The 26,331-nt window shown below is 73.1% G+C and carries 23 protein-coding genes; 13 read left to right on the top strand and 10 right to left on the bottom strand.

Annotated elements, in window-relative coordinates; all coding sequences use genetic code 11:
* Positions 1–30: 30 nt before the first annotated feature.
* The 5 genes from N7925_RS33155 to N7925_RS33135 all read right to left on the bottom strand — a co-directional run bounded on the left by N7925_RS33155 (position 31) and on the right by N7925_RS33135 (position 4,889).
* Positions 31–807, bottom strand: coding sequence for a uracil-DNA glycosylase (locus N7925_RS33155; RefSeq protein WP_265603211.1), 777 nt, complete (start codon positions 805–807; stop codon positions 31–33).
* Positions 808–816: 9 nt separating this feature from the next.
* Positions 817–1,854, bottom strand: a complete 1,038-nt coding sequence (locus N7925_RS33150) for a hemolysin family protein (RefSeq protein WP_265603210.1) — start codon at positions 1,852–1,854, stop codon at positions 817–819.
* Positions 1,851–3,209, bottom strand: coding sequence for a hemolysin family protein (locus N7925_RS33145; protein WP_265603209.1), 1,359 nt, complete (start codon positions 3,207–3,209; stop codon positions 1,851–1,853). The genes N7925_RS33150 and N7925_RS33145 overlap by 4 nt, the downstream gene beginning before the upstream one ends.
* Before the next feature lie 313 nt (positions 3,210–3,522).
* Complete coding sequence (locus tag N7925_RS33140) at positions 3,523–4,455, bottom strand: M56 family metallopeptidase (RefSeq protein WP_274346060.1); 933 nt, start codon at positions 4,453–4,455, stop codon at positions 3,523–3,525.
* Positions 4,456–4,457: 2 nt separating this feature from the next.
* On the bottom strand, positions 4,458–4,889 hold the full coding sequence (locus N7925_RS33135; RefSeq protein WP_274346059.1) for a BlaI/MecI/CopY family transcriptional regulator: 432 nt from the start codon (positions 4,887–4,889) through the stop codon (positions 4,458–4,460).
* 258 nt (positions 4,890–5,147) lie between these two features.
* Between N7925_RS33135 and N7925_RS33130 the strand changes: the two genes are divergently transcribed.
* From N7925_RS33130 to N7925_RS33120, 3 genes are all read left to right on the top strand, one after another.
* Positions 5,148–5,723: a TerD family protein gene (locus tag N7925_RS33130; protein WP_265603206.1), complete on the top strand. Its 576-nt coding sequence runs from the start codon at positions 5,148–5,150 to the stop codon at positions 5,721–5,723.
* Between the two features lie 72 nt (positions 5,724–5,795).
* A complete protein-coding gene (locus N7925_RS33125) occupies positions 5,796–6,377 on the top strand; it encodes a TerD family protein (protein WP_018958037.1) in 582 nt (193 codons plus the stop codon).
* Positions 6,378–6,527: 150 nt separating this feature from the next.
* Positions 6,528–7,298: a hypothetical protein gene (locus N7925_RS33120; RefSeq protein ID WP_274346058.1), complete on the top strand. Its 771-nt coding sequence runs from the start codon at positions 6,528–6,530 to the stop codon at positions 7,296–7,298.
* Here the strand turns inward: N7925_RS33120 and N7925_RS33115 are convergent.
* The 3 genes from N7925_RS33115 to N7925_RS33105 form a co-directional block, all read right to left on the bottom strand.
* A complete protein-coding gene (locus N7925_RS33115; RefSeq protein ID WP_274346057.1) occupies positions 7,186–7,950 on the bottom strand; it encodes a gamma-glutamyl-gamma-aminobutyrate hydrolase family protein in 765 nt (254 codons plus the stop codon). The genes N7925_RS33120 and N7925_RS33115 overlap by 113 nt on opposite strands.
* Before the next feature lie 52 nt (positions 7,951–8,002).
* Positions 8,003–9,472: an ethanolamine permease gene (gene eat / locus N7925_RS33110; RefSeq protein WP_274346056.1), complete on the bottom strand. Its 1,470-nt coding sequence runs from the start codon at positions 9,470–9,472 to the stop codon at positions 8,003–8,005.
* 193 nt (positions 9,473–9,665) lie between these two features.
* On the bottom strand, positions 9,666–10,409 hold the full coding sequence (locus N7925_RS33105; protein WP_274346592.1) for a FadR/GntR family transcriptional regulator: 744 nt from the start codon (positions 10,407–10,409) through the stop codon (positions 9,666–9,668).
* 139 nt (positions 10,410–10,548) lie between these two features.
* Between N7925_RS33105 and N7925_RS33100 the strand changes: the two genes are divergently transcribed.
* From N7925_RS33100 to N7925_RS33090, 3 genes are read left to right on the top strand one after another with little or no spacing between them, the layout of a single operon-like run.
* Positions 10,549–11,913, top strand: a complete 1,365-nt coding sequence (locus tag N7925_RS33100) for a glutamine synthetase family protein (RefSeq protein ID WP_265603202.1) — start codon at positions 10,549–10,551, stop codon at positions 11,911–11,913.
* A gap of 49 nt (positions 11,914–11,962) precedes the next feature.
* Entirely contained in the window at positions 11,963–13,342 is a 1,380-nt protein-coding gene (locus N7925_RS33095; protein ID WP_274346055.1) for an aldehyde dehydrogenase family protein, read from the top strand.
* Between the two features lie 5 nt (positions 13,343–13,347).
* Positions 13,348–14,133: a 3-oxoacyl-ACP reductase gene (locus N7925_RS33090; RefSeq protein ID WP_265603200.1), complete on the top strand. Its 786-nt coding sequence runs from the start codon at positions 13,348–13,350 to the stop codon at positions 14,131–14,133.
* A gap of 97 nt (positions 14,134–14,230) precedes the next feature.
* On the opposite strand, the gene N7925_RS33085 is transcribed toward N7925_RS33090, so the two are convergent.
* Both N7925_RS33085 and N7925_RS33080 read right to left on the bottom strand, forming a co-directional pair.
* Entirely contained in the window at positions 14,231–15,436 is a 1,206-nt protein-coding gene (locus N7925_RS33085) for a helix-turn-helix domain-containing protein (protein WP_274346054.1), read from the bottom strand.
* Positions 15,433–15,585, bottom strand: a complete 153-nt coding sequence (locus N7925_RS33080) for a hypothetical protein (protein ID WP_003970781.1) — start codon at positions 15,583–15,585, stop codon at positions 15,433–15,435. The genes N7925_RS33085 and N7925_RS33080 overlap by 4 nt, the downstream gene beginning before the upstream one ends.
* Before the next feature lie 184 nt (positions 15,586–15,769).
* Here N7925_RS33080 and N7925_RS33075 point away from each other — a divergent pair, with 184 nt between their 5' ends.
* The 7 genes from N7925_RS33075 (at position 15,770) to N7925_RS33045 (ending at position 26,287) form a co-directional block, all read left to right on the top strand.
* Positions 15,770–16,753, top strand: a complete 984-nt coding sequence (locus tag N7925_RS33075) for a DUF3068 domain-containing protein (RefSeq protein WP_274346053.1) — start codon at positions 15,770–15,772, stop codon at positions 16,751–16,753.
* 294 nt (positions 16,754–17,047) lie between these two features.
* Complete coding sequence (locus N7925_RS33070; protein ID WP_274346052.1) at positions 17,048–18,235, top strand: glycosyltransferase family 4 protein; 1,188 nt, start codon at positions 17,048–17,050, stop codon at positions 18,233–18,235.
* Positions 18,232–18,951, top strand: coding sequence for a class I SAM-dependent methyltransferase (locus N7925_RS33065; protein ID WP_047175341.1), 720 nt, complete (start codon positions 18,232–18,234; stop codon positions 18,949–18,951). The genes N7925_RS33070 and N7925_RS33065 overlap by 4 nt, the downstream gene beginning before the upstream one ends.
* Positions 18,948–23,339, top strand: a complete 4,392-nt coding sequence (locus N7925_RS33060; protein ID WP_274346051.1) for an alpha-(1->3)-arabinofuranosyltransferase domain-containing protein — start codon at positions 18,948–18,950, stop codon at positions 23,337–23,339. Before N7925_RS33065 ends, N7925_RS33060 begins: the two co-directional genes overlap by 4 nt.
* Complete coding sequence (locus N7925_RS33055; protein WP_274346050.1) at positions 23,339–24,667, top strand: condensation protein; 1,329 nt, start codon at positions 23,339–23,341, stop codon at positions 24,665–24,667. Before N7925_RS33060 ends, N7925_RS33055 begins: the two co-directional genes overlap by 1 nt.
* The gene (locus N7925_RS33050; RefSeq protein WP_215110677.1) at positions 24,664–25,389 is read left to right on the top strand and encodes a class I SAM-dependent methyltransferase; all 726 of its coding nucleotides are present in this window, start codon (positions 24,664–24,666) and stop codon (positions 25,387–25,389) included. The genes N7925_RS33055 and N7925_RS33050 overlap by 4 nt, the downstream gene beginning before the upstream one ends.
* A 4-nt stretch (positions 25,390–25,393) precedes the next feature.
* A complete protein-coding gene (locus N7925_RS33045; RefSeq protein ID WP_265603194.1) occupies positions 25,394–26,287 on the top strand; it encodes a hypothetical protein in 894 nt (297 codons plus the stop codon).
* The last annotated feature ends 44 nt before the right edge of the window (positions 26,288–26,331 follow it).

Genomic DNA, 26,331 nt, shown 5'->3' with positions numbered 1-26,331 from the left:
GCGGACGGACCCGCGGACGTCCGGGCTGTCTCAGGTGGCGATCCCGGCGACGGTGGCCGCCTCCTGGACCACGTCGACCAGCATGGGCATGGTCAGCCGGCCCGTGAAGGTGTTGCGCTGGCTGGGATGGTAACTGCCCAGCAGGTGCAACTCCTGTCGGCGCCCGGTGGCGGGCAGCACGACCCGGGCGCCATGACCGAAGACGGGGCGCGGACGCGGGATCTCCCACCCCGCCTCCGTGAGGGCCGGAAGCAGCGCCTGCCAGCCGAAGCCGCCGAGGACGACCACCGCGGTCAGCCCCGGACTCAGCAGGTCCAGCTCCGCCGCGAGCCAGGGACGACAGGTGTCGCGTTCTTCGGGGGTCGGCCGGTTCGCCGGAGGCGCGCAGTGCACGGGCGACGTCAGTCGCACGCCACGCAGACGGAGCCCGTCCTCGGCATGGACCGAGGACGGCTGCGAGGCGAGGCCCACCGTGTGCAGCGCGGAGAAGAGGAAGTCGCCGGTCGCGTCACCGGTGAACATCCGCCCGGTCCTGTTGCCGCCATGAGCTGCGGGCGCCAGCCCCACCACCGCCACCTTGGCATCCGCCGGGCCGAAGCCCGGCACCGGTCGCGCCCAGTAGTCCTGGTCCCGGAAAGCGGCGCGTTTGACTCCGCCGACCTCCTCGCGCCAGGCCACGAGCCGCGGACAGGCGCGGCAGTGGGAAACGAGGACGTCGAGCTCGGCGAGCCCGGTGCACGAGGGCGCGTGCCGCGCCGGGAATCCCCGGTCGTCGGCCGCCGCCACCGGGTCCGCCGCCTCTTCCATGCCTCCACGCTACTTCCCGGCCCGCCCCGGTGCCGTCGGAGGGTGCAGCAGCCGGGCGAGCAGGTCGTCCAGGCTCACCAGCCCGGTGAGCCCGCCCTCCCCGTCGCGCACGACGGCGATCGTGGCCCGCCGCTCGCGCAGCTGCTCCACCGCGTGTGCCGCGGTCGCGTCCGGGGCCAGCTCCGGGACGGGACGGGCCAGGTCGCGGGCGAGGACGTCCCGGCCTCCGGCGCGGGCCACGAGGGCGTCCCGGGCGTGCACCGATCCGAGGATCTCCTCCCCGTCGCGTACCAGCAGGCGGGTGCGGTCGGCCTCGGCGGCGGTGGCCAGGATCCGGTCGAGTCCGGCGTCCGCCGGAACCGTCGCGATCCGCTCCACGGGGGTCCGGAGCACGGAGACCGGGGTCCCCGGCTCGGTCAGGGACCTGGTCATCAGTCCGGAGTCGCCCTTGCTGATCAGCCCGAGTCGCTCGGACTCCTCGATCAGGTGGGTGAGCTGGTCGCGGTTGTGCACCGAGGCGAGTTCGTCGCGCGGGGTGACCCGGCACAGCCGCACGAGGGCGTTGCTGATCGCGTTCAGCAGCCGGATCAGCGGGCGTACGGCGCCCACCACGGCGCGGAAGGCGGGGCTCAGCAGCATCGCGGAGCGCTCCGGGTGGGCGATGGCCCAGGATTTCGGGGCCATTTCGCCGATCACCATGTGCAGGAAGACGACGACGGCCATCGCCAGTGCGAAGGCGATGCCGTAGCTGAGGGCCGCGGGCAGTCCGAGCCGTTCCAGCAGCGGGTCCAGCTCGTGGGAGATCGCGGGTTTGGACACGGAGCCCAGGCCCAGGGTGCAGATGGTGATGCCGAGCTGGGCTCCCGCGAGCATCAGCGACAGTTCACGCATCCCGTCAAGCGCGGCCTTGGCGCCGCGCTGCCCCCGGGCGGCGGCCTGTTCCATGCGGTGTCGCTTGGAGGCGACCAGGGCGAATTCGGCGGCGACGAAGAATCCGCTGCCGATCAGGAGCAGGACCGTCACGAAGAGCGCCATGGGGAAGCTCATGCCTGCGGCTCCTGTTCGGTGGGTCCGGTGGGTCCGGTGAATTCCCCACGTTCGGTGGGCTCGGTGGGTTCGACGCGGACGTACTCGGCGACGTGCCGGTCGAGGGTGCGCACCTCGATCCGGACCGCGCCGACGGTGAGCCGGTCGCCCACGGTGGGAAAGCGTCCGAGCCGGTCGATGATCAGCCCGGCCAGAGTGTCGTAGTCCTCGCTCTCCTGGGGCAGGGCGACGCCGGTGGCCTCCTCGATCTCGTCGAGGCGGCGGCCCGCGTCCACGACCCAGCCGGAGCCGTCGGCGACCGCGAGTTCGACGACGGTGTCGGACTCGTCGGCGATGTCCCCGACGAGTTCCTCGGCGATGTCCTCGTACGTGACGATCCCGGCCAGGCCGCCGTGCTCGTCGAGGACGACGGCGAACTCGTCGTCGCGCTCGCGCATCTGCGCGACCGCCGCCGGGAGCCTGAGGAGCTCCGGCAGCAGGAGGGGGCGGCGGGCCAGGGAGCCGACGGTGGTGCGCCCGACGTCGGCCGCGGGCAGCCGCATCAGCTCCCGTACGCCGAGGACTCCGGCGGGGTCGTCCGGGTGGTCGCCGAGCACCGGGTAGTTGGAGTGTCCGTGCCGGGCGATCAGCTCGACCGCCTCGGCTGCGAGGGCGTCCCGGCGGACGAACGCCACGTCGGCGCGCGGGATCATCACCTCGCCCAGGTTCCGCTCGGAGAACTCCAGCGCGTGGTCCATGAGTTCGGCCGTGGCGGCCGGGAGTTCGCCCTGTTCGCGGGATTCACCGATGAGGTGGCCCAGCTCCTCCAGGGTGGCGCCGTGGTGGAGCTCCTCGACCGGTTCGATGCCGATGCGGCGCAGCAGCCGGTTGGCGACGCCGTCGAAGACGTGGACCACGGGGCCGACGATCCGCAGGTAGATCAGGGTGGAGGAGGCGAGTGACTTCGCCATGCTCTCGGGCACGGCCAGGGCGAGGTTCTTGGGGGCGAGTTCGCCGAGGACCATCTGGATGACGGTCGCCACCACGAACGACAGCGCCACGGAGATGCCCGAGACGAGGCCGTCGGAGAGGCCCGTGCCGCTCAGGGCGGGCCGCAGGAGGGCGGAGACGGACGGCTCCGCGAGGAAGCCGACGACGAGTCCCGTGACGGTGATGCCGAGCTGTGCGCCGGACAGCATGAAGGAGAGCCGCTCCAGCACCTTCACGGCGCGGGCGGCCCTCTTGTCCCCGGCGGCGGCCTCCCGGCCGAGGGTCAGCCGGTCCGCGGAGACGTACGCGAACTCCTGGGCCACGAAGTAGCCGGTGCCTGCGGTGAGGACGAACACGGCCAGCAGGCCGAGCAGGGCGGAGGTCATCGGTCACCCTCCCCGCGCGGGAGGCGGCGGGCGGCCCCGCCCGGGGCCGCGGGTCGGTGACTGTGGGGGTCGGGCCCTGAGGGGCCCGGACTGGCGGACAACGCGTGGCTCCTGTCCGGCTGGGTTCTCCAGCCATGGGTTCGAGTGGGACGCACTCCGGCGGGAGGTGAGCACCCGGGCATGATTCTGCATGCCGGGCGGGTGAAGAACCGCCGTCGACGGGGCCCGCGTTCCGCGGCTGATGAACTCTACAACCCTGTAGCGACAGGCGTCGGGCGGATCTTCCCGGCTCCGGACCGGGTGCCCGCCCGAGCTACAGCGGTGTCGCCGCCTCCAGGACGAGGAACAGCGCGACGGCCGCGTTCAGCGCGGACAGCGCGGAGACGGTCGTCCCGGCCGCGGCGACGAGCGCGGCGACACCCGCCGGGGTGAGGGCGGGGGGCCAGCCCCGGTCCGGCGGCACCGGGCCCAGGAGCGCCGCCACCCGTCGCGGTACGGGCCCCGCCGCGGCGAAGGCGGCGAAGGCCGCGCCGCCGGGCACCGGGCGGGAGACGAGCGCCGCCTTGCCGACCGCGCGTGCGGTGAGCCGGCGGTCGCCGGTGACCCGGGCGGCTTCCTCGTCCGCCCAGCGCTCCGTGCTGTAGACCAGGGCCCCGAGCAGCGGCCACAGCAGCGGATTGACGCAGCCGGCCAGCCGGGTCGCGAGCAGCAGCCGGTGGTGGCGTCCCGCCAGATGGGCGCGTTCATGGGCGAACAGCGCCCGGTGCTCGGCCGGTTCCAGGGAGGCGAGCAGCGCCGTGGAGACCATCACCCGCCCCGGGGAGCCGGGGAGCGCGTAGGCGTACGGGACGTCGTCGGGCAGCACGGCGATGTCGCCGCCCGGCAGGCCCGCGAGCGTCCGGTGGGCCCGCGCCCGGAAGCGGTAGTGGCGGTGAACGGCGACCCCGCAGGCCGCCGTCACGACGACGAGCGCGAGGATGGACGCCTTGCCCGCGAACGCGTCGTGCGGCACGGCCTCGCGGACCTCGGCGTCGGACCAGCCGTCGGGCAGCGGGTTGCCGGGCAGCTGGGCCGTGCCCACCACCACCAGCAGTCCGAGACACACCAGGCTGCAGGAGGCGAGGATCACGGCGACGGTGGTCAGCAGCCGGGCGGCCCTGCGGGGGTGCAGGTGCTGTTCGGCCAGGCGCGCGATCGGCAACGCGGTCAGGGGCAGCACGAGAGGCAGGTAGACGAAGACGCCCATCGTCAGCGCTCCGGCCGGTCCGAGGGCGTTGTGGTGTCGTCGGGACCGCTCTCGGCGAGCAGGGCCCGCAGCAGCTCCTCGTCGTGCGAGGAGAGGACGGAGACGAAGCTGGAGAGCACCGCGTCCCGGTCGCTCTGCTTGTCGAGGAGCCGACGCATCCGCAGGGCGGCGAGCCCCGCCTCGTTCGCCACGGGCTCCCACAGGACGGGGCGGCCCCGTCCGGTGCGCGTGACCGCCTGCTTGGCGTGCAGACGCGTCAGGATCGTGATGACGGTGCTGTACGACAGGCCCGCTCCGAGCCGTTCCAGCACCCAGGCGGCGGTCACCGGCTCGCTCGCCCCGCCCAGCACCGACAGCACCTGGGCCTCCAGCTCACCCTGGCCACGCCTGCGGGCGGGCGATTCCCGCTCGCCCCCGGCTCCTTCGGCGTCCACGGCCCGACCCCTCTCTCCGTCCGTCCGCCCGGCTTTCTCCGTTCGGCCGCCCCGCTGCGGCGTCTCGCCTGCCGGGCGTCGGGAAATCGTATCCAGCCGACGGAGGCACCGGCGACCGGCCGGGGCGGTCCGAACACCTCCTGGCTCCGGAAATCTACAGTGATGTAGATTTTTCTCGTAGTCGCGGAGTGTCCGCGCCATCACCCGTGGCGTGGCCGCCACCACGTGAAGACCCGTCACCGCACAAGGGAGAACATCATGGGCGTGAGCCTCGCCAAGGGCGGAAATGTCTCGCTGAGCAAGGAGGCCCCGGGGCTGACCGCGATCCTCGTCGGCCTCGGCTGGGACGTCCGCACGACCACCGGCACCGACTACGACCTGGACGCGAGCGCGCTGCTCTGCGACGAGGCGGGCAAGGTGCTGTCCAACGAGCACTTCGTCTTCTACAACAACCTCAAGAGCCCCGACGGGTCGGTCGAGCACACCGGCGACAACCTCACCGGTGAGGGCGAGGGCGATGACGAGACCGTCAAGGTCGACCTCGCCTCGGTGCCCGCGACCGTGGCGAAGATCGTCTTCCCGGTCTCGATCCACGACGCGGAGAGCCGGGGGCAGAGCTTCGGCCAGGTGCGCAACGCGTACATCCGGGTGGTGAACCAGGCGGGCGGCGCGGAGATCGCCCGCTACGACCTGAGCGAGGACGCCTCCACCGAGACCGCGATGGTCTTCGGCGAGCTGTACCGGCACGGCGCCGAGTGGAAGTTCCGCGCGGTCGGGCAGGGTTACGCATCCGGCCTCAGCGGCATCGTCGCCGACTTCGGCGTCAGCCTCTGAGCCGTCGGGATCCTTGAGGCGCACGCCCCCTACCGTAGTCACTCCAGTCCCCCAGTCACCGAAGGCGGAACGATGACGATCAATCTCACCAAGGGCCAGCAGGTCAGCCTCACCAAGTCCGGCGGCGGCGAGCTCGGTGTCGTACGGATGGGACTGGGCTGGAAGTCCGCTCCCCGTAAGGGATTTCTGGCGCGGCTGACCGCCCGCGAGATCGACCTGGACGCCTCGGCGGTGCTCTTCGCGGGCCAGGCCCCGCAGGACGTGGTCTTCTTCCAGCACCTGACCAGTGACGACGGTTCGGTCCAGCACACCGGGGACAACCGGGTCGGCGGGGCGGGGCAGGGCGGTGACGACGAGTCCATCGTCGTCGACCTGCGGCGCGTGCCCGTCCATGTGGACCAGATCGTCTTCACGGTGAACTCCTTCACCGGCCAGACCTTCGAGGAGGTCGAGGCGGCCTTCTGCCGCCTGGTCGACGAGAGCAACGGCCAGGAGCTGGCCCGGTACACCCTGACCGGCGGCGGGCGGCACACCGCCCAGATCATGGCCAAGGTCCAGCGGTCCGGCTCGGGCTGGCAGATGACCGCGATCGGCGCGCCGGCGGACGGGCGGACCTTCCAGGACCTCATGCCCGCGGTCGTGCAGCACCTCTAGGGAGCTTCCGGAACACCCTTCCAGAACGTTTCGAACGCCTCACCGGACAGCCGCGGAGGTGCGCACGCGGCACGTGCGCACCCCCGCGGCGCGGTGGGCGGAACATCCATCACACAGGTGTCGGCACACCTGTGCCGACCGAGGGACAGCATGGGCAGACCCACCCGGCTCGGGGACGAGGACAGCTCCGACTACGGACGCGCACTCGACGTGGTGATCGCCTCCCCGGAGATCCAACGCCTGCTCGAACGCTCGGGAGTCCCCGGCGGCCGGCTGCGCGTCCGGGGCCTGGCCGCCGTGGCACGCACGACGCCCGCGGCCGACGCCGAGTACCGGCGCTACGCGGCCCTGCGGCGGCGTGCCCGGGGCGGACGGCAGACCGCCGGAAGCCCGCCGCTCTCCGGACCGGGCGATCAGGAGCGGCCGGGTGCCGGGGTGCTGGCGGTCCTCGGGGTGCTGACGCCGGTGCTCGCCGCCGTGGCCGCTGCGACCTTCCTGCTGCTGGGCTACGGTCTGCGACTCGCCGGTGCCCTGCCCTCCCTGGCGGGCACCCTCGTCGGCGTCGGCTGGGTCAGTCTGGTGGTCGCGGCGGTCACGGCCCTGGTCAGCGTCGTCGCTCTGTACCGCACGGCGGCGAAGCAGTCGGCGGACGGCACGGCGTCCGTGCCCGACCGGTTCCCCGCCGTCGAGGACGCCCGTGAGGCCTGGCTCGCGGCGCTGCGCGACCGGGGGATCCGGCCGTTCCTCCTCCGGGAGCTCGCCGAGGCGGCGTCAGCACCGGGTCCGGGCGAGGGCCGCGGCTCCCGTTTCAGCTCACCGGCGTACGCGGGGCCCGACTTCTCCGGTCCGGGGTTCGAGGGCTCAGCGCCGCCCGCGCCCCGGCCGCCCGCGCCCCGGCCGCCCCGACCAGAGCGGCCATGACCCGGGTATCCTCGCCCATCTCCGGGTGCCACTGCACCCCGAGCACCAGGCTCCCGTGCCCGGGGAGTTCCAGGGCCTCCACGGTCCCGTCGGGTGCGTGGGCGGAGGCCACCAGGCCGCCGCCGAGCCGGTCGACCGCCTGGTGGTGGTAGGCGGGCACCACGGCGGTCTCCGGCACGGCGTCCGCGTACGCGGTGCCGGGCACGGGGGTCACCGGGTGGCTGCCGAAGACGCCGGGGCCGCCGGTGTGGTCGTCCAGGTGCTGGTGCAGGGTGCCGCCGAGGGCGACGTTCAGCAGCTGCATGCCCCGGCAGATGCCGAGCAGCGGGACCTCCCGTTCGATCGCGGCCCGGATCAACGCCAGCTCCCAGGCGTCGCGTTCGCGGGCCGGGGGGCCGGTACGGGGATCGGCGACCGCGCCGTAGCGCGCCGGTTCGACGTCCGCTCCCCCGGCGATCACCAGCCCGTCGAGGGCGGCGACGGTGTCCCGGGCCGCGTCCCGCGCGTCGTCGGGCGGCAGCAGCACGGCGAGCCCACCCGCCGCCCGGACGAGGCGGGGATAGCCGGCGGGCAGCAGCACCGCGGGCATCTCCCACACTCCCCAGCGGGCCGGGTCCTGGTAGGTGCTGATGCCGATGACGGGCCGGGACATGGAACGTGCTCCTCGTTGGATCGGTGGGGGCCGGACGGAAGGGGCGCGGGGCTCAGTCGCGGGCGAGTTCGGCCTCGGCCGCCGCCAGTGCGGCGAACTCCTCCTCCGGGGCCCCCGCGACCAGCCGGTGACGGCTGTAGAAGGCGAAGTAGGCCAGCGCCACCGCGTACACGCCCAGCGCGATGAACGCCGCGTCGCGGTCCACCAGGAAGGTCGCCACCAGCGCCGAGCATGCCAGAACGAAGGCCACGGACGAGGTGAGCGCGCCGCCGGGGGTGCGGTAAGGGCGCGGCAGCTCCGGTTCGCGGCGGCGCAGCACCAGGTGGGAGAGGGCCATGAGGGCGTAGCTGATCGTGGCGCCGAAGACGGCGACGTTCAGCATCCGGCCGCCGTTGCCGCTCCAGGCTGCGAGCGCGAACCCGATGATTCCGGGGATCAGCAGGCCGAGGTAGGGGGACTTGCGGCGGTTGGTCAACGAGAGGAAGCGCGGCAGATAGCCGGCCCGGGAGAGGGCGAACAGCTGGCGGGATCCGGCGAAGATCAGGGAGAAGAAGGAGGCCACCAGTCCGGCGAGGCCCGCGTAGTTCACGAAGCGGCTCAGGGCGGTCGGCTCACCGGTTCCCTGCAGGGCCACCACGAGCGGGTTCCCGGCCTCCTTGATGGCGTCGGCCCCCTGGGCGCCGGTGGCGGAGATGAAGGTGATGACGGCCAGGAAGACCAGCACGGCGAGGGAGATGGCCATGGCCTTCGGCATCGAGCGGACCGGGTCCTTGGCCTCCTCGGCAGCGAGCGGAACGCCCTCCACACCGAGGAAGAACCACATGCCGAAGGGGAAGGCCGCCCAGATCCCGAGGAGTCCGAACGGCAGCCAGGAGGAGGAGCCGAAGGCGGAGGTGTCCGCCGGGATGTCGTTGAGGCGGCCCGCGTCGAACTCGGTGAACGCGCCGATGGCGAAGATCAGCAGCGCGGCCACCGCGATGGCGGTCACCACCAGGCTGAAGCGGAGCGCCTCGCCGACTCCCCAGAGGTGGATGCCGATGAAGATCGCGAAGCAGGCGAGGTAGACGGGCCAGCCGGAGGTGAGGCCGAAGAGGCCGAGCGATTCGACGTAGTCGCCGATGAACAGCGCGATCGCGGTGGGCGCGAGGATGTACTCGATGAGGATGGCCGTGCCGGTGAGGAAGCCGCCCCAGGTGCCGAGCGCCCGCCGGGCGAAGCCGTAGCCGCCGCCCGCCGTGGGCAGGATGGCGGAGAGTTCGGCCAGCGCGAAGACCAGACACGCGTACATGACGCCCATCAGGACCATGGCGACGGCGAGTCCGCCGAAGCCGCCCTTGGACAGGCCGATGTTCCAGCCGGAGAAATCGCCGGAGACGACGTAGGCGACGCCGAGCCCGGTCAGCAGGAGCCAGCCCGCACTGCCCCGGCGCAGGGTCCTGCGGTGCAGATACGCGTCCGTGCCGGACGCCCCCGGGCTCGCGTCACCGGGTGGGCCGGCGGGTGTTTCGGTTCCCTGAGCCATGAGGCGCTCCAGATGGGTGTCGACGTCATCGTGGGAACTGCTTCGATCAAAGGTCCGTCGGCACACCTTTGTGGAACGCGGGGGGAATCGCAAGGGGCGTGGCGTTGAAGAGCGGTTACGGATGCGGAGCGTCGTTGCGGATTCGCCTCCGCGCCGGACACCCGCCGGGGGACGCCCTGTCGATCAGGCCTGCTCAGGCGAGGAAGCCGCGCAGCAGGGCCGCCGTGCCGCCGCAGTGCTCGCGCATCATCTCGCGGGCCGCGTCCGCGTCCCGGTCGAGCACCGCCTCGACGACGGCCGCGTGCTGCTGCTGGGAGTGCTCCAGGTTGCGCACCAGCAGCGGGATGCAGTCGAGCAGTTCGTTGAGGGTGGCCCGGACCGCGGCGTACTGCGCGGCGAGCGTGCGGGAGCCGGAGAGTTCGGCGAGCGTGAGGTGGAGCAGGGTGTCCTGGCGGCGGTAGTCCTCCAGCCTGGCGCCCCGCGTCGCGTCGAGCGCGGCCCGCAGCCTGGCCGCGCCGTCCGCCGGGAGCCCTTCGGCGCACAGGTCCGCCGCTCCGGCCTCCAGCACCTCGCGGAAGCGCAGGGTGTCCTCCACGTCGACGGCGGCGATGCGGCGGCGCAGCTCGCCGTCGGGGGCCGCGGTGCGCGGCAGGACGAACGTTCCTCCGTAGCGGCCCCGGCGGCTCTCGACCATGTTCTGGTCCTGGAGCACCTTGAGGACCTCGCGCAGCGTCACCCGGCTGATCCTCAGGTGCTGGGACAACTCGCGTTCGGAGGGCAGCCGTTCGCCCGGCGGAACCAGCCCCAGGCGCAGCAGCTGGAGGAGCTGCTCCAGCGTCTCCTCGAAGCCGTTGCCCGCGCGGACGGGCCGCAGCACGGAGACCGGCCGGCCGGTCACGGTGTGGCTCCCGTCCCCGGCGGCGTCGACCGCCGCCATCACCTCTGTCGCGGCCACCGCCCCTACCGCCGGACGGGTGTCGTCCACTCGTCTCCTCGTGGCCACTGGCCGATCCCCTTCCCAAGTAATGGTTCCCTGTCATACCTTAAGCCTCCCGGTTCACCCAAGGAGGAATCCCGTGGCAGACCGCACACCCCCGCTCGGCGTCGACGAGCTCCGCGCACGGGTCGCCGACGGGTCGGTGGACACCGTGGTGCTGGCCTTCCCGGACATGCAGGGCCGGCTCCAGGGGAAGCGGTTCGCGGCCGGGTTCTTCCTGGACGAGGTCCTGGAGCACGGCACCGAGGGCTGCAACTACCTCCTGGCTGTGGACACCGAGATGCGGACCGTCGACGGCTACGCGATGTCGTCGTGGGAGAACGGCTACGGCGACTTCGGCATGGTCCCCGACCCCGCCACCCTGCGCCCCGTCCCCTGGCACGAGGGGACCGCCCTGCTGATCGCGGATCTCGCCTGGCACGACGGCAGTCCGGTGGTGGCGGCCCCGCGTCAGATCCTGCGCCGCCAGCTCGACCGGCTGGCGGAGCTCGGATACACGGCGCAGGTCGGCACGGAGCTGGAGTTCATCGTCTTCCGGGACACTTACGAGGAGGCCTGGGACCGCGACTACCGCGGGCTGACCCCGGCCAACCAGTACAACATCGACTACTCGATCCTCGGCACCGGCCGCATCGAGCCGCTGCTGCGCCGGATCCGCAACGAGATGCAGGAGGCCGGGCTGACCGTCGAGTCCGCCAAGGGCGAGTGCAATCCGGGCCAGCACGAGATCGTCTTCCGCTACGACGAGGCGCTCACCACCTGCGACCAGCACGCCGTCTACAAGACGGGCGCCAAGGAGATCGCGGCCCAGGAGGGCGTCTCGCTGACGTTCATGGCCAAGTACGACGAGCGCGAGGGCAACTCCTGCCACATCCATCTCTCGCTGACCGACGCGGACGGCGCGAACATGATGGCGGGCGAGGGCGCGGGCGGCATGTCCGAGCTGATGCGGCACTTCCTGGCCGGCCAGCTCGCCGCCCTTCGGGACTTCTCCCTCCTCTACGCGCCCACCATCAACTCCTACAAACGCTTCCAGCCCGGCTCCTTCGCCCCCACCGCCGTCACCTGGGGGGTCGACAACCGCACCTGCGCCCTGCGGGTCGTCGGCCACGGGCGCTCGACGCGCTTCGAGAACCGGCTGCCCGGCGGCGACGTCAACCCGCATCTGGCCGTCGCCGGTATGGTCGCCGCCGGACTGTACGGGGTCGAGCACCGGCTGGAGCTGCCCGAGGCCTGTACGGGCAACGCCTACACCGGGGACTACGACCGGGTGCCGACAACCCTGCGCGAGGCCGCCGAGCTGTGGGAGGCCAGCCCCATCGCCAAGGAGGCGTTCGGCGAGGAGGTCGTCGCCCACTACCTGAACATGGCCCGCGTCGAACTGACCGCGTACGACTCCGCGGTGACCGACTGGGAGCTGCGCCGCTCCTTCGAACGCCTCTGACCGCCAGAACACCTTCACCACCACCAGCTTCCGTGATCGGGGTTCGTACGTGTCACAGCCCACCCTGGACGTCCTCGACCCGGCGACCGCCGAGGTCGTCGCCACCGTCCCCGCCGCCTCCGCCGCCGATGTGGACGCCGCCGTCACCCGTGCCGCCGCCCAGCGGCGCTGGGCGGCCGCCGCGCCCGCCGACCGGGCGCGGCTGCTGCGCCGCTTCGCCGTCGTCGTCGACGAACACATCGAGGAACTGGCGCGGTTGGAGGTCCGCGAGGCCGGGCACACCATCGGCAACGCCCGGTGGGAGGCCGGCAACGTACGCGATCTCCTCGACTACAGCGCGGGCGGCGCCGAACGGCTCCTGGGCCGGCAGATCCCGGTGGCGGGCGGCATCGACTTCACGGTCCTGGAGCCGCTGGGCGTCGTCGGAGTCATCGCCCCGTGGAACTTCCCGATGCCGATCGCCGCCTGGGGTCTCGCCCCGGCCCTCGCGGCGGGCAATGCCGTCCTCCTCAAGCCCGCCGAGACGACGCCGCTGACCGCTCTCCGGCTGGCCGAACTCGCCCTGGAGGCCGGGCTTCCCGAAGGTCTCTTCCAGGTGCTTCCCGGCGAGGGGCCGGTGGCCGGGAGCGCCCTGGTCGAGCACCCCGGCGTCGCGAAGATCGTGTTCACCGGCTCCACCCGGACCGGCAAGCACATCATGGCCCGCTGCGCGGAGCGCGTGAAGCGGCTCACCCTGGAGCTGGGCGGCAAGAGCCCCAACGTCGTCTTCGCCGACGCCGATGTGGAGGCCGCCGCGGCGGCCGCGCCGATGTCCTTCCTGGACAACGCCGGTCAGGACTGCTGCGCCCGGACCCGGATCCTGGTCGAGCGGTCCGTGTACGACCGCTTCCTCGCTTCCCTCGTCCCGGCCGTGTCCGCCATCGTGGTGGGCGACCCGGCCGACGAGAAGACCCAGATGGGGCCCCTGATCTCGGCCGTCCAGCGGGACCGGGTCCGGGAGCTCGTCGACGGCGGCCGGGGAGCCGACGGCGGCCGGGCCATCCTCGGAACGGCCCCCGAGGGTCCAGGGTTCTGGTACCCGCCGACCGTCCTCACCGGGGTCTCGCCCGAGGCGCCGGTGGCGGTCGAGGAGGTCTTCGGGCCCGTCGCCGTGGTCCTGCCGTTCGAGGACGAACAGGACGCGCTGCGCCTCGCCAACGCCACCGACTACGGGCTCGCCGGCTCGGTCTGGACCCGGGACGTCGGCCGCGCGCTGCGAGTGAGCCAGGGGCTGCGGGCGGGCAACCTCTCCGTCAACTCGCACTCCGGCGTGCGCTATTCGACCCCCTTCGGCGGCTACAAGCAGTCGGGTCTTGGCCGCGAGCTCGGCCCGGACGCACTGGCCGCCTTCACCGAGACCAAGAACGTCTTCATCAGCACGGAGGCCTGAGCACCATGACCGACACTTCTTCCGTCTGCCGCCGCCTGGTCGGCCGCACCGCCGTCGTCACCGGAGCCGGCAGCGGCATCGGCCTGGCCACCGTCCGGCGGCTGGCCGCCGAGGGCGCGCACGTCGTCTGCGCCGATATCGACGAGGAGAGCGGCAAGGCCGCCGCCGAGGCGGCGGGCGGACTCTTCGTACGTACCGACGTCACCGACGCCGACCAGGTGAACGCCCTCTTCACGGCCGCGTTCGACACCTACGGCTCGGTCGACATCGCGTTCAACAACGCGGGGATCTCCCCGCCGGACGACGACTCCATCCTGGACACCGGCCTGGAGGCCTGGCGGCGGGTGCAGGAGGTCAACCTGACCTCCGTGTACCTCTGCTGCAAGGCGGCGATCCCCTATATGCGCGAGCAGGGCAAGGGCTCCATCATCAACACGGCCTCCTTCGTGGCCCGGATGGGCGCGGCCACCTCGCAGATCTCGTACACCGCGTCCAAGGGCGGGGTCCTGGCGATGTCGCGCGAGCTGGGGGTGCAGTTCGCACGCGACGGGATCCGGGTCAACGCCTTGTGCCCCGGCCCGGTCAACACCCCGCTGCTCCAGGAACTGTTCGCCAAGGACCCGGAGCGGGCCGCCCGGCGTCTGGTGCACATCCCGGTCGGCCGGTTCGCCGAGCCGACCGAGATCGCCGCCGCCGTCGCGTTCCTCGCGAGCGACGACTCCTCGTTCGTGAACGCCACGGACTTCCTGGTCGACGGCGGGATCGCCGGGGCGTACGTCACCCCGGTCTGATCCGGAGAGTGCCGGCCATCCCGGCGGTCTGCCGACGGCACCGACGGCCGGACGTTCGCGGACGTCCGACCGCCCGGTCGCGGTCCCCGGTCGCGGTTCAGCCCGCGGTGGCGGCCGGATCACCCCGGAGACGCCGGGCGCGGAGCACCAGGAGCATCTCGAAGCGCTGGTCCGGTTCGTCGATGGCGTCACCCCACAGCTCGCGGATCTGCCGCAGCCGGTAGCGGGCCGTCTGGGGGTGGATGCCGAGGCGGGTGGCCACCTCCGGGGCGCCGCCGGGGGTCTCGATCCAGGCGAGCAGGGTCTCGGCCAGGCGCCGGGCCTGGGTCGGGCTGAGGCCCTCCAGCGGGGCGAGGCAGTGGCGGGCCGACGCGTCGATCAGCTCCTGGGCGGGAAGCAGCAGCAGTTCCTCCGTCCGCTCGGTGCAGTACAGCACCTCGCCCTGCGGCAGCAGACCCTTCTTGATCAGCTGGACCGCGGTCTCCGCCCAGCGGAGCGAGGTCGCCGCGGCCGCCAGCGGGACCGCCGGGCCGATCGCCCCGGACCAGCCGGCCGTGGCGCGCCGCAGGATCTCCGCACGGCCCGCCGTGTCCGGGTCCGGGATGACGATGCGCGGCTGCTCGCTCTCCATCTCCAGCAGAATGCCCTGCCCGACCGCCGGGGCCACGGCCTCGCGGGCCGGGCGCATGAGCACACCCACGGCGATCGTCTCCGGGAGCTCCCAGCCGATGCGGGCGGCCCGCTCGGACAGGGCCACCGACACATCGCCCCGGTGTTCCACCAGGAGGAGCTCGATCAGCTGGCGCTGGAGGCGGAGCCGTTCGCTGGCGCGCCGGGCCGCCGCCTCGGCGTAGCCCCGTACCGACTGTTCCACGAGCCCGTCCAGATACTCGAATCCCGATTCGGCCAGCTCGTACATGGCGGGCGCGGGAATGTCGGCCTGCTGGCCGATCTCGGCGAGCCTCCGCCAGGTGAGCCGGACCCCGAGGCGGTAGATGGCCTGGAGCGCGTCGAGGCTGCGGCCCTCGAGCCCCTCGCCGCGCCCGAACTCCTGGAACATCTCCGGCGGCACCCGGGGGTGGGCGCCGGCGGTGAGGTTGTGGACGAAGCCTTCGATGGCGCGGCGGATGCCGACGAGGGCCAGCGGCTCCCCGGACTCGTCCTCGACCAGCTCCAGATAGGGATATTCCTGACGAATCTGGAACAGGATGGACTGAGCGAGCTCGGGGGCCTCGGACCGGGCGATCGCCTCGAAACGGTCGAGCTTCGACCGGGGGACGTCCTGCCAGGCCGGGCGGGTCACGGAACCGCCGGGGCGGTGTCATAGCTGATCAGGGGCGTATTGGGCTGGTCGGGAGTGGCGTCGAGCAGTGCCACGACACCGACCGCCGCACCAACGGCGAGTGTGGCGGCCACCAGAACGGTGACAGCGGCGGCGATGAGTCTGCGCATGGTTTGGGTCAGCTCCTTGCTGGAGGCGATCCCCACCCCGTCAGCCGGGCCCCTCCGGCTGGGACACAGTGTCGACAGCACATTGACATTCCGTCAAGGGCTTGCTTACTGTTCACGCCAATCAAGGGCTGACCGGCCCGGGCCCGTGCACCTCCGCGAAGAGATTCGACCCAGGAGTGCCCGGATGCGCCACAACGCTTCACCCCTGTCGCTTGTCCTGCTGGGGGCAGGGGTTTTCCTGCTCGTCCTCGCGCCACTGCTCGTCTGGTACGTCCAGCCGCATGCCAAGCGCACCCCCATCGACATCGACACCACCACCGTCTTCACCGGGACGGGCAGCTATTTCGACACGTCCGAGGTGGAGACGGTCGAGGGCAGAACGATCACGATCACGCGGCAGGTGCGCGGGGACGTGGCCGACAGCGAGAAGAGCGGCAACGCCGTGTGGGACGTCTCCACCTCGGTCGACCACCAGGACACCCTGCCCGCCTCGGACCCCCGTGACGCGCTCCAGTGGACGCTGGAGCGCTGGGTGACCGACCGGGTCACGAACGAACCGGTCCACTGCTGCGAGGAATCCCCGACGTTCGACGGGGAGGCCTATCTGAAGTTCCCCTTCGACGTCGAGAAGCGTTCCTACCGCTGGTGGGACAGCACGCTCGGCGGGGTCGTGCGGCTCTCCTACGCCGGTGAGCAGGAGGTGCAGGGCTACTCCGGCCTGCTCTTCAAGGGCGAGGTCGAGCCCACCAGGACCGGGGTGCGCCAGGTGCCCGGCGTGCTCGTGGGGAAGAAGAAGATCCCCCAGGTGCTGGCCGAGGAGTGGTATTCCAACAGCGGCATCGAGCTGGTGGTGGACAAGCGCACCGGCCGGATCATGAACGCGGCGATCGGCCCGAGGAAGACGCTGCGCGCCCCGGGCTCCGAGAAGGACGCCGTGGTGCTCCTGGAGAGCAAGCGGGTGGAGTTCACCGAGGAGACCCAGCTCAAGCAGGTCGAGCTGGCGTCGGCGGACAGCGACCGGCTGGCGACGCTCGGCACGACCGCGCCGGCCGGGGCCGCGGGGCTGGGCGGTGTGCTCGCGCTGGCGGGCGTCGTGCTCGTCGTCCGGGGCCGCCGGACGGAGCCGGAAGCACCGAATACTCACATGATGACGATTCCGCACACCTGAGTTACCGGCAAGTTGTTGCACCGGTGAGTAGCCGGGCGCGTACCCGTGGCGAAAACTGTCTATCCCCACCAGAGCACGGCCCCCCGGTCTCGTCCCGTCCGTCCTTCTCCCCTTCACTTCCTCATCACGCTCATCACGCTCATCACCCTCTTCCCGATCCCTCGCCCCGCAGCCGGATCCTCCGGCCCGGTGCGCCCCTGTCCCGGCCCCCCGGTACGTCCCCCGCTCCAAGCGGCCCTCGCCCAGAGGGCCGCTCCCCCCAGTCCCCGCCCCCCGAGCCGAGTTGGAGCACCCATGCCCCAGCACGTCCCTCCCCCACTGCTTGACGCCGTCGCGCGTCCGGGTCAGGGCCCGGCGCCCGTCACGGTCCCCGCAACCCCGAGACGCATCGTCTTCCTCGCCCACCGCGACCTGGGCAATCCGGCCGCCGGCGGCTCCGAGCTGCTGGTCGACCAGCTCGCCCTGGGTCTCACCGAGCAGGGCCACGACGTCACGCTGCTGTGCGGCGGACCGGCCGCCCGCCGGCCCTACCGGGTCGTCTCGGCAGGCTCCGCGCTGGGGCACTACGTCGGCGCGCGGTCCGCGTTCACCCGGCGGATCGGCACGTGCGACCTGCTCGTCGAGGTCTGCAACGGCATGCCGTACCTGGCCCCGCTGTGGCACCGCGGACCCACGGTCTGCCTGGTCAACCACGTGCACACCGACCTGTGGGACATGCGCTTCCCGACGCCGGTGGCCCGTGCCGGGCGCAAGCTCGAACACTGGGCCCTGTCCCGGGCCTACCGCGACCACCTGATGATCGCGGTGTCCCCGTCCACGGCGGGCGCGCTGCGCGAACTGGGCGTGCCCGACCGGCGGATCCGGGTGGTGCACAACGGCGTCCAGGAGCCGAGCCCGCAGGGCAAGCGGTCCGCCACACCGCTGTTCGTGGCGCTGGGCCGGCTCGTCGACTACAAGCGCATCGATCTGCTGCTCCAGCTCTGGGAGCGGGTCCGGCCGGTCACCGGCGGCCGGCTCGTCATCGTCGGCGACGGCCCCGAGCGGGCCCGGCTGGAACGACTCGCGGGTCCCGGTGTGGAGTTCACCGGTCATGTGACCGAAGCGGAGAAGCACCGGCTGCTCTGCGCCGCGTGGATGCTGCTGCACCCGGCCGCCGTAGAAGGGTGGGGTCTCGTCGTCACGGAGGCCGCGGCCCGGTCCACCCCGACCCTGGGCTTCGACGTGCCGGGGCTGCGCGACTCCGTCGAGGACGGTGTCACCGGGATCCTCGCCCCGGGCGCCTCCTCCTTCGCCGCCTCCTGGTGCGCGCTCGCGCTGGACGACGAGCGGCGCGAGACAATGGGCAGGGCCGCCCGGGAACGGGCCGCCGACTACCGGTGGACCGCCAGTGTGCGCCGGTTCGCCGCGGTCGCCGCCGAGGCGGCCGCCGGCGCCGGGGCCGTGAGCGGCCCGAGCGCCCCGGTGATCGGCGCGAGCGCGTGAAGGACCCCTCGTTCCGGCGGTCGGCCGCCCTGTTCCGCGCCTTCCTGCGCGAACAGGGCGACCCCGCCACGGCGTACACCCTGCTGGCCCGTGACGCGGCCGACCAGGTCGAGCGGCACGGTCCGCTCCGCGACAAGGTCGTCGTGGACATCGGCGGCGGCGACGGCTACTTCACCCGCGAGTTCCGGCGGCGCGGTGCGCACAGCTACCTCTTCGAACCGGATCCGGCGGAGATCGGCCCCGGGCAGCGCGCGGACACCGTCGTCGCCGACGGCTATCTGCTGCCGCTCGCCGACGGCGCGGCCGACGTCTGCTTCTCCTCCAACGTGCTGGAGCACGTCGCCGATCCGCACACCTTCCTCAGCGAGATGGCGCGGGTGACCCGCCCCGGCGGCCTCATCTACGTCTCGTACACCAACTGGCTCTCCCCCTGGGGCGGCCATGAGTGGGCGCCCTGGCACTACCTCGGCGCCGAACGTGCCCGGAGCCGCTACGAGCGGCGCACCGGCGGCCCGGCCAAGCACCGGCTCGGCGAGAACCTCTTCAAGATCGGCGTCGGGGAGACCCTGAGCCACGTCCGGAGCCGCTCCGACGTGACCGTCGTCTCAGCACGCTCGCGCTACTGGCCCGTCCTTCCCCAGCTCGTGCCGCGCATCCCCGTACTGCGGGAATTCGCCACCTGGAACCTCCTCCTCATCCTCCGGCGGTGTTCATGACCAGCGCTGTCCACCCACCCCGGTCCACGGCTCCGGAGGGCGCGGGTCCCGCGCCCTCCGGCCCCGCCGACGGACCGCCCACGCCCCGCTCACGGCGCTGGCTGCTGGGCTTCTGGGCCGCCGTGTTCGCGGCGTTCCTCGCGGTGTCGCCCGGCCGGATGACGTTCGACACCAAGCTCGGCGTCGTCGCCGATCCCTGGCGCTTCCTGGGCGACCTGGGCGAGCTGTGGCACAGCCGGGCCGGGTTCGGCGGGATAGCCGACCAGTACGTGGGCTACGCCATTCCGATGCTGCCGTACTACGGGGCCGCCGACCTGCTGCACGTACCGGTCTGGCTCGCGGAGCGGCTGTGGCTGTCGCTGATCGTGGCGACCGCCTTCTGGGGTGCGCTCCGGCTGGCGGAGCGGCTGGCCGTGGGTTCCCCGGCCAGCCGGCTGCCGGCCGCGGTCGCGTACGCGCTGTGGCCGACGTACACCATCGTCGTGGGCTCGACCTCGGCGGCGGCCCTGCCGGGCGCCCTGCTGCCGTGGGTGCTGCTGCCGCTGACCGACCCGCGGCTCTCGCCGAGGATCGCCGCGGCCCGGTCCGCGCTGCTGATCCCGCTGATGGGCGGCGTCAACGCCGCGTCCACGCTGGCCTCGCTGCTGCCGGTGGGGCTGTATCTGCTGTCCCGTCCCGGCGGGCCGCGCAAGCGCGCCCTGCTGGCGTGGTGGATCCCGGGCGTGATCCTGGCGACCGCCTGGTGGATCGTTCCGCTGCTGCTGCTGGGGATCTACGGCGAGAACTTCATGCCGTACGTGGAGTCCTCGTACACCACCACGACGACGATGTCGGCGACCGAGGTGCTGCGCGGCGGCGGGAACTGGGTCGGCTATCTGAACTTCGGCGAGGCCTGGCTGCCCGCCGGCTGGACCGTCGCCACCGCGACCGTCACCATCCTGGGCTCGGCGCTCGCCGCCGCCCTGGGCCTTGCGGGGCTGGCACGCCGTGATCTGCCCGAGCGCCGCTGGCTGGTGCTGACCGTGCTGAGCGTCGCGCTCATCACGCTCGCCGGCTACGGCGGTGCGCTGGGCGGGCTGTTCCACGGGACCGTGCAGGACTGGCTGGACGGCTGGCTGGTGCCGTTCCGCAACATCTACAAGTTCCAGACGGGGCTGGCGCTGGCGCTGGCCCTGGGCCTCGCGCACCTCACGGCGGTGGCCTCCGTCGCCGCGGCGGCGCGGGGCGGCGGCAGCGCGGTGCGCGCCCGCCGTCTCGTACCGGTGATCGCGGCCGCGCTCGTGCTGCCGGGTCTCGCCTGGCCGTACGTCAACGGCTCGATCCTCCAGACCGGTTCGTTCCAGCAGCTGCCCACGTACTGGGAGACGACCGGGAACTGGCTGAAGAAGAACTCGGCCGACGACCGCGCCCTGGTGGTCCCCGCGACCGCGCACGGCATCTACACCTGGGGTTCCCCGATCGACCAGCCGCTGGACGTGCTGGCGAACTCGCCCTGGGCGCAACGGGATTACGTGCCGTTCGGCACGCCGGGCAACCGGCGCGCGATGGACGCCGTCGAGCAGGCGCTGACCACCGGCGGCGAGGTCCCCGGACTGAGCGAGTACCTCAACCGGGCGGGACTGCACTACGTGGTGGTCCGCAACGACCTCGATCCCGACCAGTTGGGGTACGTCCCCACGGCCACGGTGAAGCGCACCCTGGAGGCGTCCGGGTACCAGCGCGTGACCGGTTTCGGTCCGGTGATGACCGGCGGCCGGATCGCGGCGGACACCCCCGTGCAGGTCGAGGGCCTCTATCCGCGGCAGCGGGCCGTGGAGATCTACGAGCCGCCCACCGGCACGGAGCGTCCGGGGCGGGCGACCACGTCCCCGGTGGCCTCGACGGCCGTCGTGAGCGGCGGGCCCGAGTCCCTGCTGCCGCTGTCGGCGAGCGGCGCGCTGAACGGCCGGCCGGCCGTGCTGGCCGGTGACGCGCACCCGGGTCTGGGACGGCCCTCGCTGTACGCGGCAGGCGACGGGCTGCGGCGCGCCGACACCCGGTTCGGTCTCGTCAACTCCAACACCTCGTACACGTACACCGCCGATGAGCGCAACGCGGTTCAGGCCGCGCAGGATCCGGACCGGAGCCCCCGGCAGATCCTGCCGACCTCCGGCGCGGAGCACCAGACGACGGCCGTGCTGCGCGGAGCCAAGGAGGTCAGCGCCTCGTCGGTGGGGAACTGGCTGTTCCATCTGCCGCAGTACGACCCGGTCAACGCCTTCGACGGCAACCCGGACACCGGGTGGGCGGAAGGGTCCCCGGGCTCTCCCGAGGACGAGTGGGTGCGGATCGACTTCACCACACCGACAGAGCTTCCGGGCTCGCTCCAGGTGACGCCGCTGCCCAGCGCGAACGTGCGGGCCGCACCGACCGTCGTCCGGGTCGAGACCGAGCGGGGCTTCAAGGACAGCCCGCTGAAGACGGACGGATCGGCGCAGCCGGTGGCCGCGCCCGCCGGGCAGGCTTCCTGGCTGAAGGTGACGATCCTGGAGTCCCAGCAGGGGCGTCCCGGGCTCACCGGCGCCGGCTTCACCGACATCGCGATCCCCGGGGTGCAGGTGACCCGGATGCTGGAGCTGCCCTCCGACGCGCCGCGCGAGGGCGCGGACTCCACTCTCTACTCGCTGCGGCGGGGCAGCGACCCCGGCGGTCTGTCGTCGGTGGCGGCCGAGGTCGGCCTGCACCGGCAGTTCACCGCGCAGGAGGCGGGCCCGTACAAGGTGTCCGCGAGCGCGGTGCCGGTGCCCGGCGAGGCCCTGGACAAGCTGCTCTTCGAGCTGACGGGCGAGCGGGACAAGATCGAGGTGAGCGCCGACTCCACGGCACGGCTGGGCACCAGTCTCACTCCGCGCAATCTGACCGACGGTGATCTGACCACGGCGTGGATCGCGGGCGAACGCCCCGTACTGCATCTGTCCTGGCCGGAGAAGAAGGAGGTCGGGGAGATCGTCTTCGCGGCGGCCGGCGGCCTGTCCACCCGCCCCGAGCAGGTGCAGATCAGCTCCCCCGACGGCACCGCGGTGGCCTCCGTGGACGAGAACGGCATGGCCCGCTTCTCGCCCATCAGGACCGACCGGATGGACATCACCATCTCGCGTCAGGCGCCGCTGACCGTCCACAACCCGGTCGCCGACGACCAGTTGCAGTTGCCGGTCGGGCTGAGCGAGATCTATATCCCGGCCCTGGAGGAGTACCGCTCGCCGCAGCCGAAGCCGGACAAGACCTTCAGCCTGGCCTGCGGCAAGGGTCCTGTCCTGTCCGTCGGCGGTACGTTCCTGGAGACCCGGGCCGAGGGCCTGGTGCGGGACCTGACGCAGCGCCGCCCCATCGAGGTCACGCCGTGCACCGAGGGCGGCACGGTGGAGCTGGCCGCCTCGTCCACCACCGTCGAGGCGGGTGACGCGGGACCGCTCGCCATCACGGACGTCACGCTGAGCAACGGAACCTCCGAGGCCGCGGCGGGCACGCCGCGTTCGGTGGACGTCGAGCGGGGCGACGGCGACCGGCGCACGATCGCCGTCGGCGCGGGCGAGGCCTCCTACCTCCAGATCCACGAGAACCACAACAAGGGCTGGAAGGCCACCCTGGACGGCGAGGAGCTGACGCCGCTGCGGATCGACGGCTGGCAGCAAGCCTGGCTGGTCCCGGAGGGCGAGGGCGGCAAGGTCACCCTGGAGTACGAGCCGGCCCGGATCTACCAGGTGGGTCTGATCGGTGCGGGGGTCCTGCTCCTGGTGCTCGTGGGGCTCGCCTTCGTACGCCGTCGGGGGGCCGAGCCGTCCGCGGCCGAGGAGCAGCCCGTCGCGCCCGGTCCGGGGCTGGTCCTGGGCACGGTGGCGCTCACCCTGGTGGGGGTGGTGATCGCGGGGCCGCTCGCCCTGGCGGTGCCGGTCCTCGCCGTCGTCGCCCACTTCCGGCCGAGGCTGCTCGCGCCGGTCGCGTTCGCGGCGATGGCCGCCGCGGGTGTCGTCGCGGCGGTGGGCACCGGGGAGACCACGGCGGCGGGCGAGGGCGCGTTCGGCGCGACGGCCCAGTTCCTGGCGGTGGTCGGCCTGTTCGCCGCGCTGGTCACGGTCGGGCGCGAGCCGCTCGGCAGGCGGGCCGCCGGGGGCCGGGGCACGGCCGCCGCGGACGGCGAGGCGCCCACGGTTCCGGCGCAGGCCGCCGCCGCTTCGGGCCGGACGCTGTCCACCGACCCGAAGCGGCCGCAGGGGACCCCGCCTCCCGCGCCCGGAACCGGGTACGGATCCGGCTCGGGTGAAGGGGGCGGCGGTGACGGCGGTGACGGCCCGACGCGGCAGCTCGGCGGTCAGCAGCAGCAGCCGCCCCGTCCCGGAGGGAGCACCTGATGGCGACCACGCAGCAACCCCGGGCGCGGGGTGGTGCGCCCCGCCCCGGGGCCCCGGCCCGGGTGCCGTTCCCGGTGGTCGACGAGGTGGCCCGGCACTGTGCGCAGGACGCCGAGCCGAACACCGTGCACATCGAGATCCATCTGCCCGGCCGGGTGGACGAGGCGCGGCTGCGCTCCGCGTTCGCCGAGGCGCTCGCCCGGCACCCCCGGGCGCTGATGCGGGAGCGCCCCCGGACCCCGTTCGCCCGGCGCTACGAGTGGGAGCTGACCGGGAGTCCCGACACGGACCCGGTCTCCTTCCCGCCGTCCGCGCCCGGGGCCCTCGACCGGGCCCGGGCGCGGGCGCTGGACGAGGCCCCTCCCCTGACGGCGTCGCCGCCGCTGCGGCTCGCCGTGGTCGAGGAGCCGGGGACCGAGGGGTGCGTTCTGCTCTTCACCGTGCACCACACCGCCCTCGACGGCCCGGCCTGCATGCGGCTGGCGGCGACGGCCGCCGAAGTCTACGGCGCGCACCGCGTCCCGCCGCCCCCCGCACCCGCGCGGCCGGCGTCCGAGCCGCTCGTCGGGGAGTCCCCGGCGGCGGCGCTGGCCCGGCCCGCCCGGATCGCGGCGGGCTCGCCGGGGCCCGCGCCGGTGCCGGGCAACGCCATGCTGCTGGTCGAACTGCCGGTCCCCCGGCGGGAGTCCGGGGCGCCCTACACGGTGAACGACCAGCTGATGGTGGCCACCGCGCTCACGGTGGCCGAGTGGAACCGGGAGCGGGGCGCGCCGGGGGCCGACCGCCAGCCGCTGCGGATCACCATGCCGGTCGACGACCGCACCCGGGGCCCCGAGATGCCGATCGGGAACGGCACCCGGCTGGTGGAGGTCGGGTTCGCCGCGTCCGAACTGGCGCCCGGGGCCGACATCCCCGCACTGCTCCGGGCGACCGCGGAGCGTACCCGGGCGCTCAAGGCGCGCCCCCGTCCCCCGTTGGGCCGTTCCGCCTCCCTGCTGACCGCGCCGCTGCTGCCGGTGGCCGCCCGCGCCGCCCTCACCCGGGGGCTGCGGGTGCTGGCGGGGCCGTGGACCTCGACGACGCTGCTGAGCAACATCGGCCGGGTGCCGTACCCGTTGGACTTCGGGGAGGCGGGCCGGGCCACCGCGGTGTGGTTCTCCGCGCCCGCCCGGATGCCCCGGGGGCTGACGTTCACCACGGCGTCCACGGGTGGCCGGCTGCATCTGGCGCTGCGCTGGTCGCGCACCCTGCTGGGCGACGAGGACGGCGTACGCCTGCGTGAGCTGTTCACCCGTCACCTGGCCTCGACGTCCTCGGAGACCGTATGACCGGCACCACCTCTCCCCCGCCCGGGCTGCGGGACTTCTACGAGAACCCGGCCGTTCCCGTCGCCTCGGGCGACGGGCGCACCCTGCGGCAGGCCCGGCTGCTGGCCGACGCGCTGGGCGCGCCGGGGCAGGTGATCCTCGACATCGGGTGCGGCGACGGCACGGCGGCGGCCACGGCGGCCCCGGTCCTCGCCGGGCACCGGCTGATCGGCGTCGACTGGTCGCAGGACGCGCTGCGCAGGGCCCGCCCCCGGATGGGCCTCGTGGTGCGCGGCGAGCTGGAGCACGGCGGGCTGCCGCTGGCCGACGGGTGCGCGGACGCGGTGCTGTTCAGCGAGATCCTGGAGCACCTGGTCGACCCGGACCAGGCGCTGGACGAGCTGCGGCGGGTCCTGCGGCCCGGCGGCCATCTGATGCTGTCCACCCCGAACCTGGCGGCCTGGTACAACCGGGCGCTGCTGCTCGCCGGGGTGCAGCCGGTGTTCTCGGAGGTCAGTCTGCGCGGGATCCACGGCCGCCCCGGCTCCGAGGTGGTCGGGCATCTGCGGCTGTACACCGCGCGTGCGCTGCGCTCGTTCCTGGCGGCGTCCGGCTTCGACGACGTGAGGATCACGGGCGCCCCCTTCCACGGGGTGCCTCGTCCGCTGCGGCTGCTGGACCGGGCGGCGTGCTCGGTGCCCGGGGCCGCCTCCATCCTGCTGGCCCACGCGCGGCGGAGGTAGCGCGGTGTGGTGGGGTGTCGGCGCGGCGCTGATCGCCAACGCGCTGTACAGCGTGGGGTTCGTGGTGGAGAAGCGGGCCCTCGGCTCGCTTCCCGCGCTCTCGGCGGGCCGGCCGCTGCGGGTGGTCCGGACGCTGCTGACCAGTCCGCTGTGGATCGTCGGCGCGCTGGCGCTGGCGGCCGGGTTCGGGGCCCAGCTGATCGTCTACCGGGCGCTGCCGATCGCGGCGGCGCAGGGCATCTTCGTCTCCGGTCTGGTGCTGCTCCTGCTGTTGTCGTCGGCGGTGCTCGGCGAGGAGTCGACGGGCCGCGAACGCTACGCGCTGGGCGGGGTGCTGGTCGCCCTGCTGATGGTCGTCGCCTCGGTGCGCGAGGGCGAGGACGTGGTGAGCGGAGGCGCGCCGTGGACGCTGGTGCTCCTGGTCTGCGTGCCCGCACTGGGGGCGGGCGTCTGGCTGTACGTACGGGTCGAGAGCCGGGCGGCCAAACGGCACCGGGTCCCGACCAGCGGTATCGGGTACGGGGTGGCGGTGGGCCTGCTCTACGGGGTCAGCTCGCTGGCCATCAAGGGCACGTCCAGCCGCCTGACCGGCACCGGTCTCGGCGAGGCCGCATGGTCGCTGCTGGCGTCCCCGTATCCGTATCTGCTGCTGTTCACGGCGGGGGCCGGTCTGGTGATGTCGCAGACGGCGTTGCAGCGCTGCCGGGCCTCCCTCATCGTGCCGGTGTGCACCACGGTGACCAGCGTGTTCACCGCGGTCCTCGGGACGCTCGCCTTCGGCGAGACGCTGCCCGACGATCCGCTGCTGCTGGCCCTGCGGGTGGGGGGCACGGCGCTCGCCCTCTCCGTCCTGCTGGCCATGCCGCGCCACGATCCGCAGCCCGCCGCCCCGTCCTGACCCCGGATCCGGCACCACCGCCACTCCCAGCACTCCTGCCACTC

The organism is Streptomyces sp. CA-278952, assembly GCF_028747205.1.
In the GTDB taxonomy this organism is placed as follows: Bacteria; Actinomycetota; Actinomycetes; order Streptomycetales; family Streptomycetaceae; genus Streptomyces.
The sequence above is the reverse complement of the archived record's forward strand: the minus strand, read 5'-3'. Positions and strand labels throughout refer to the sequence as shown.

Coding starts and splice junctions, on each gene's coding strand:
- N7925_RS33075 (WP_274346053.1), top strand. CDS start 15,770: ATGCGCCACAACGCTTCACCCCTGTCGCTTGTCCTGCTGGGGGCAGGG.
- N7925_RS33070 (WP_274346052.1), top strand. CDS start 17,048: ATGCCCCAGCACGTCCCTCCCCCACTGCTTGACGCCGTCGCGCGTCCG.
- N7925_RS33125 (WP_018958037.1), top strand. CDS start 5,796: ATGACGATCAATCTCACCAAGGGCCAGCAGGTCAGCCTCACCAAGTCC.
- N7925_RS33120 (WP_274346058.1), top strand. CDS start 6,528: ATGGGCAGACCCACCCGGCTCGGGGACGAGGACAGCTCCGACTACGGA.
- N7925_RS33055 (WP_274346050.1), top strand. CDS start 23,339: ATGGCGACCACGCAGCAACCCCGGGCGCGGGGTGGTGCGCCCCGCCCC.
- N7925_RS33130 (WP_265603206.1), top strand. CDS start 5,148: ATGGGCGTGAGCCTCGCCAAGGGCGGAAATGTCTCGCTGAGCAAGGAG.
- N7925_RS33115 (WP_274346057.1), bottom strand. CDS start 7,950: ATGTCCCGGCCCGTCATCGGCATCAGCACCTACCAGGACCCGGCCCGC.
- N7925_RS33150 (WP_265603210.1), bottom strand. CDS start 1,854: ATGAGCTTCCCCATGGCGCTCTTCGTGACGGTCCTGCTCCTGATCGGC.
- N7925_RS33060 (WP_274346051.1), top strand. CDS start 18,948: ATGACCAGCGCTGTCCACCCACCCCGGTCCACGGCTCCGGAGGGCGCG.
- N7925_RS33080 (WP_003970781.1), bottom strand. CDS start 15,585: ATGCGCAGACTCATCGCCGCCGCTGTCACCGTTCTGGTGGCCGCCACA.
- eat (WP_274346056.1), bottom strand. CDS start 9,472: ATGGCTCAGGGAACCGAAACACCCGCCGGCCCACCCGGTGACGCGAGC.
- N7925_RS33105 (WP_274346592.1), bottom strand. CDS start 10,409: ATGGCGGCGGTCGACGCCGCCGGGGACGGGAGCCACACCGTGACCGGC.
- N7925_RS33050 (WP_215110677.1), top strand. CDS start 24,664: ATGACCGGCACCACCTCTCCCCCGCCCGGGCTGCGGGACTTCTACGAG.
- N7925_RS33090 (WP_265603200.1), top strand. CDS start 13,348: ATGACCGACACTTCTTCCGTCTGCCGCCGCCTGGTCGGCCGCACCGCC.
- N7925_RS33155 (WP_265603211.1), bottom strand. CDS start 807: ATGGAAGAGGCGGCGGACCCGGTGGCGGCGGCCGACGACCGGGGATTC.
- N7925_RS33140 (WP_274346060.1), bottom strand. CDS start 4,455: ATGGGCGTCTTCGTCTACCTGCCTCTCGTGCTGCCCCTGACCGCGTTG.
- N7925_RS33145 (WP_265603209.1), bottom strand. CDS start 3,209: ATGACCTCCGCCCTGCTCGGCCTGCTGGCCGTGTTCGTCCTCACCGCA.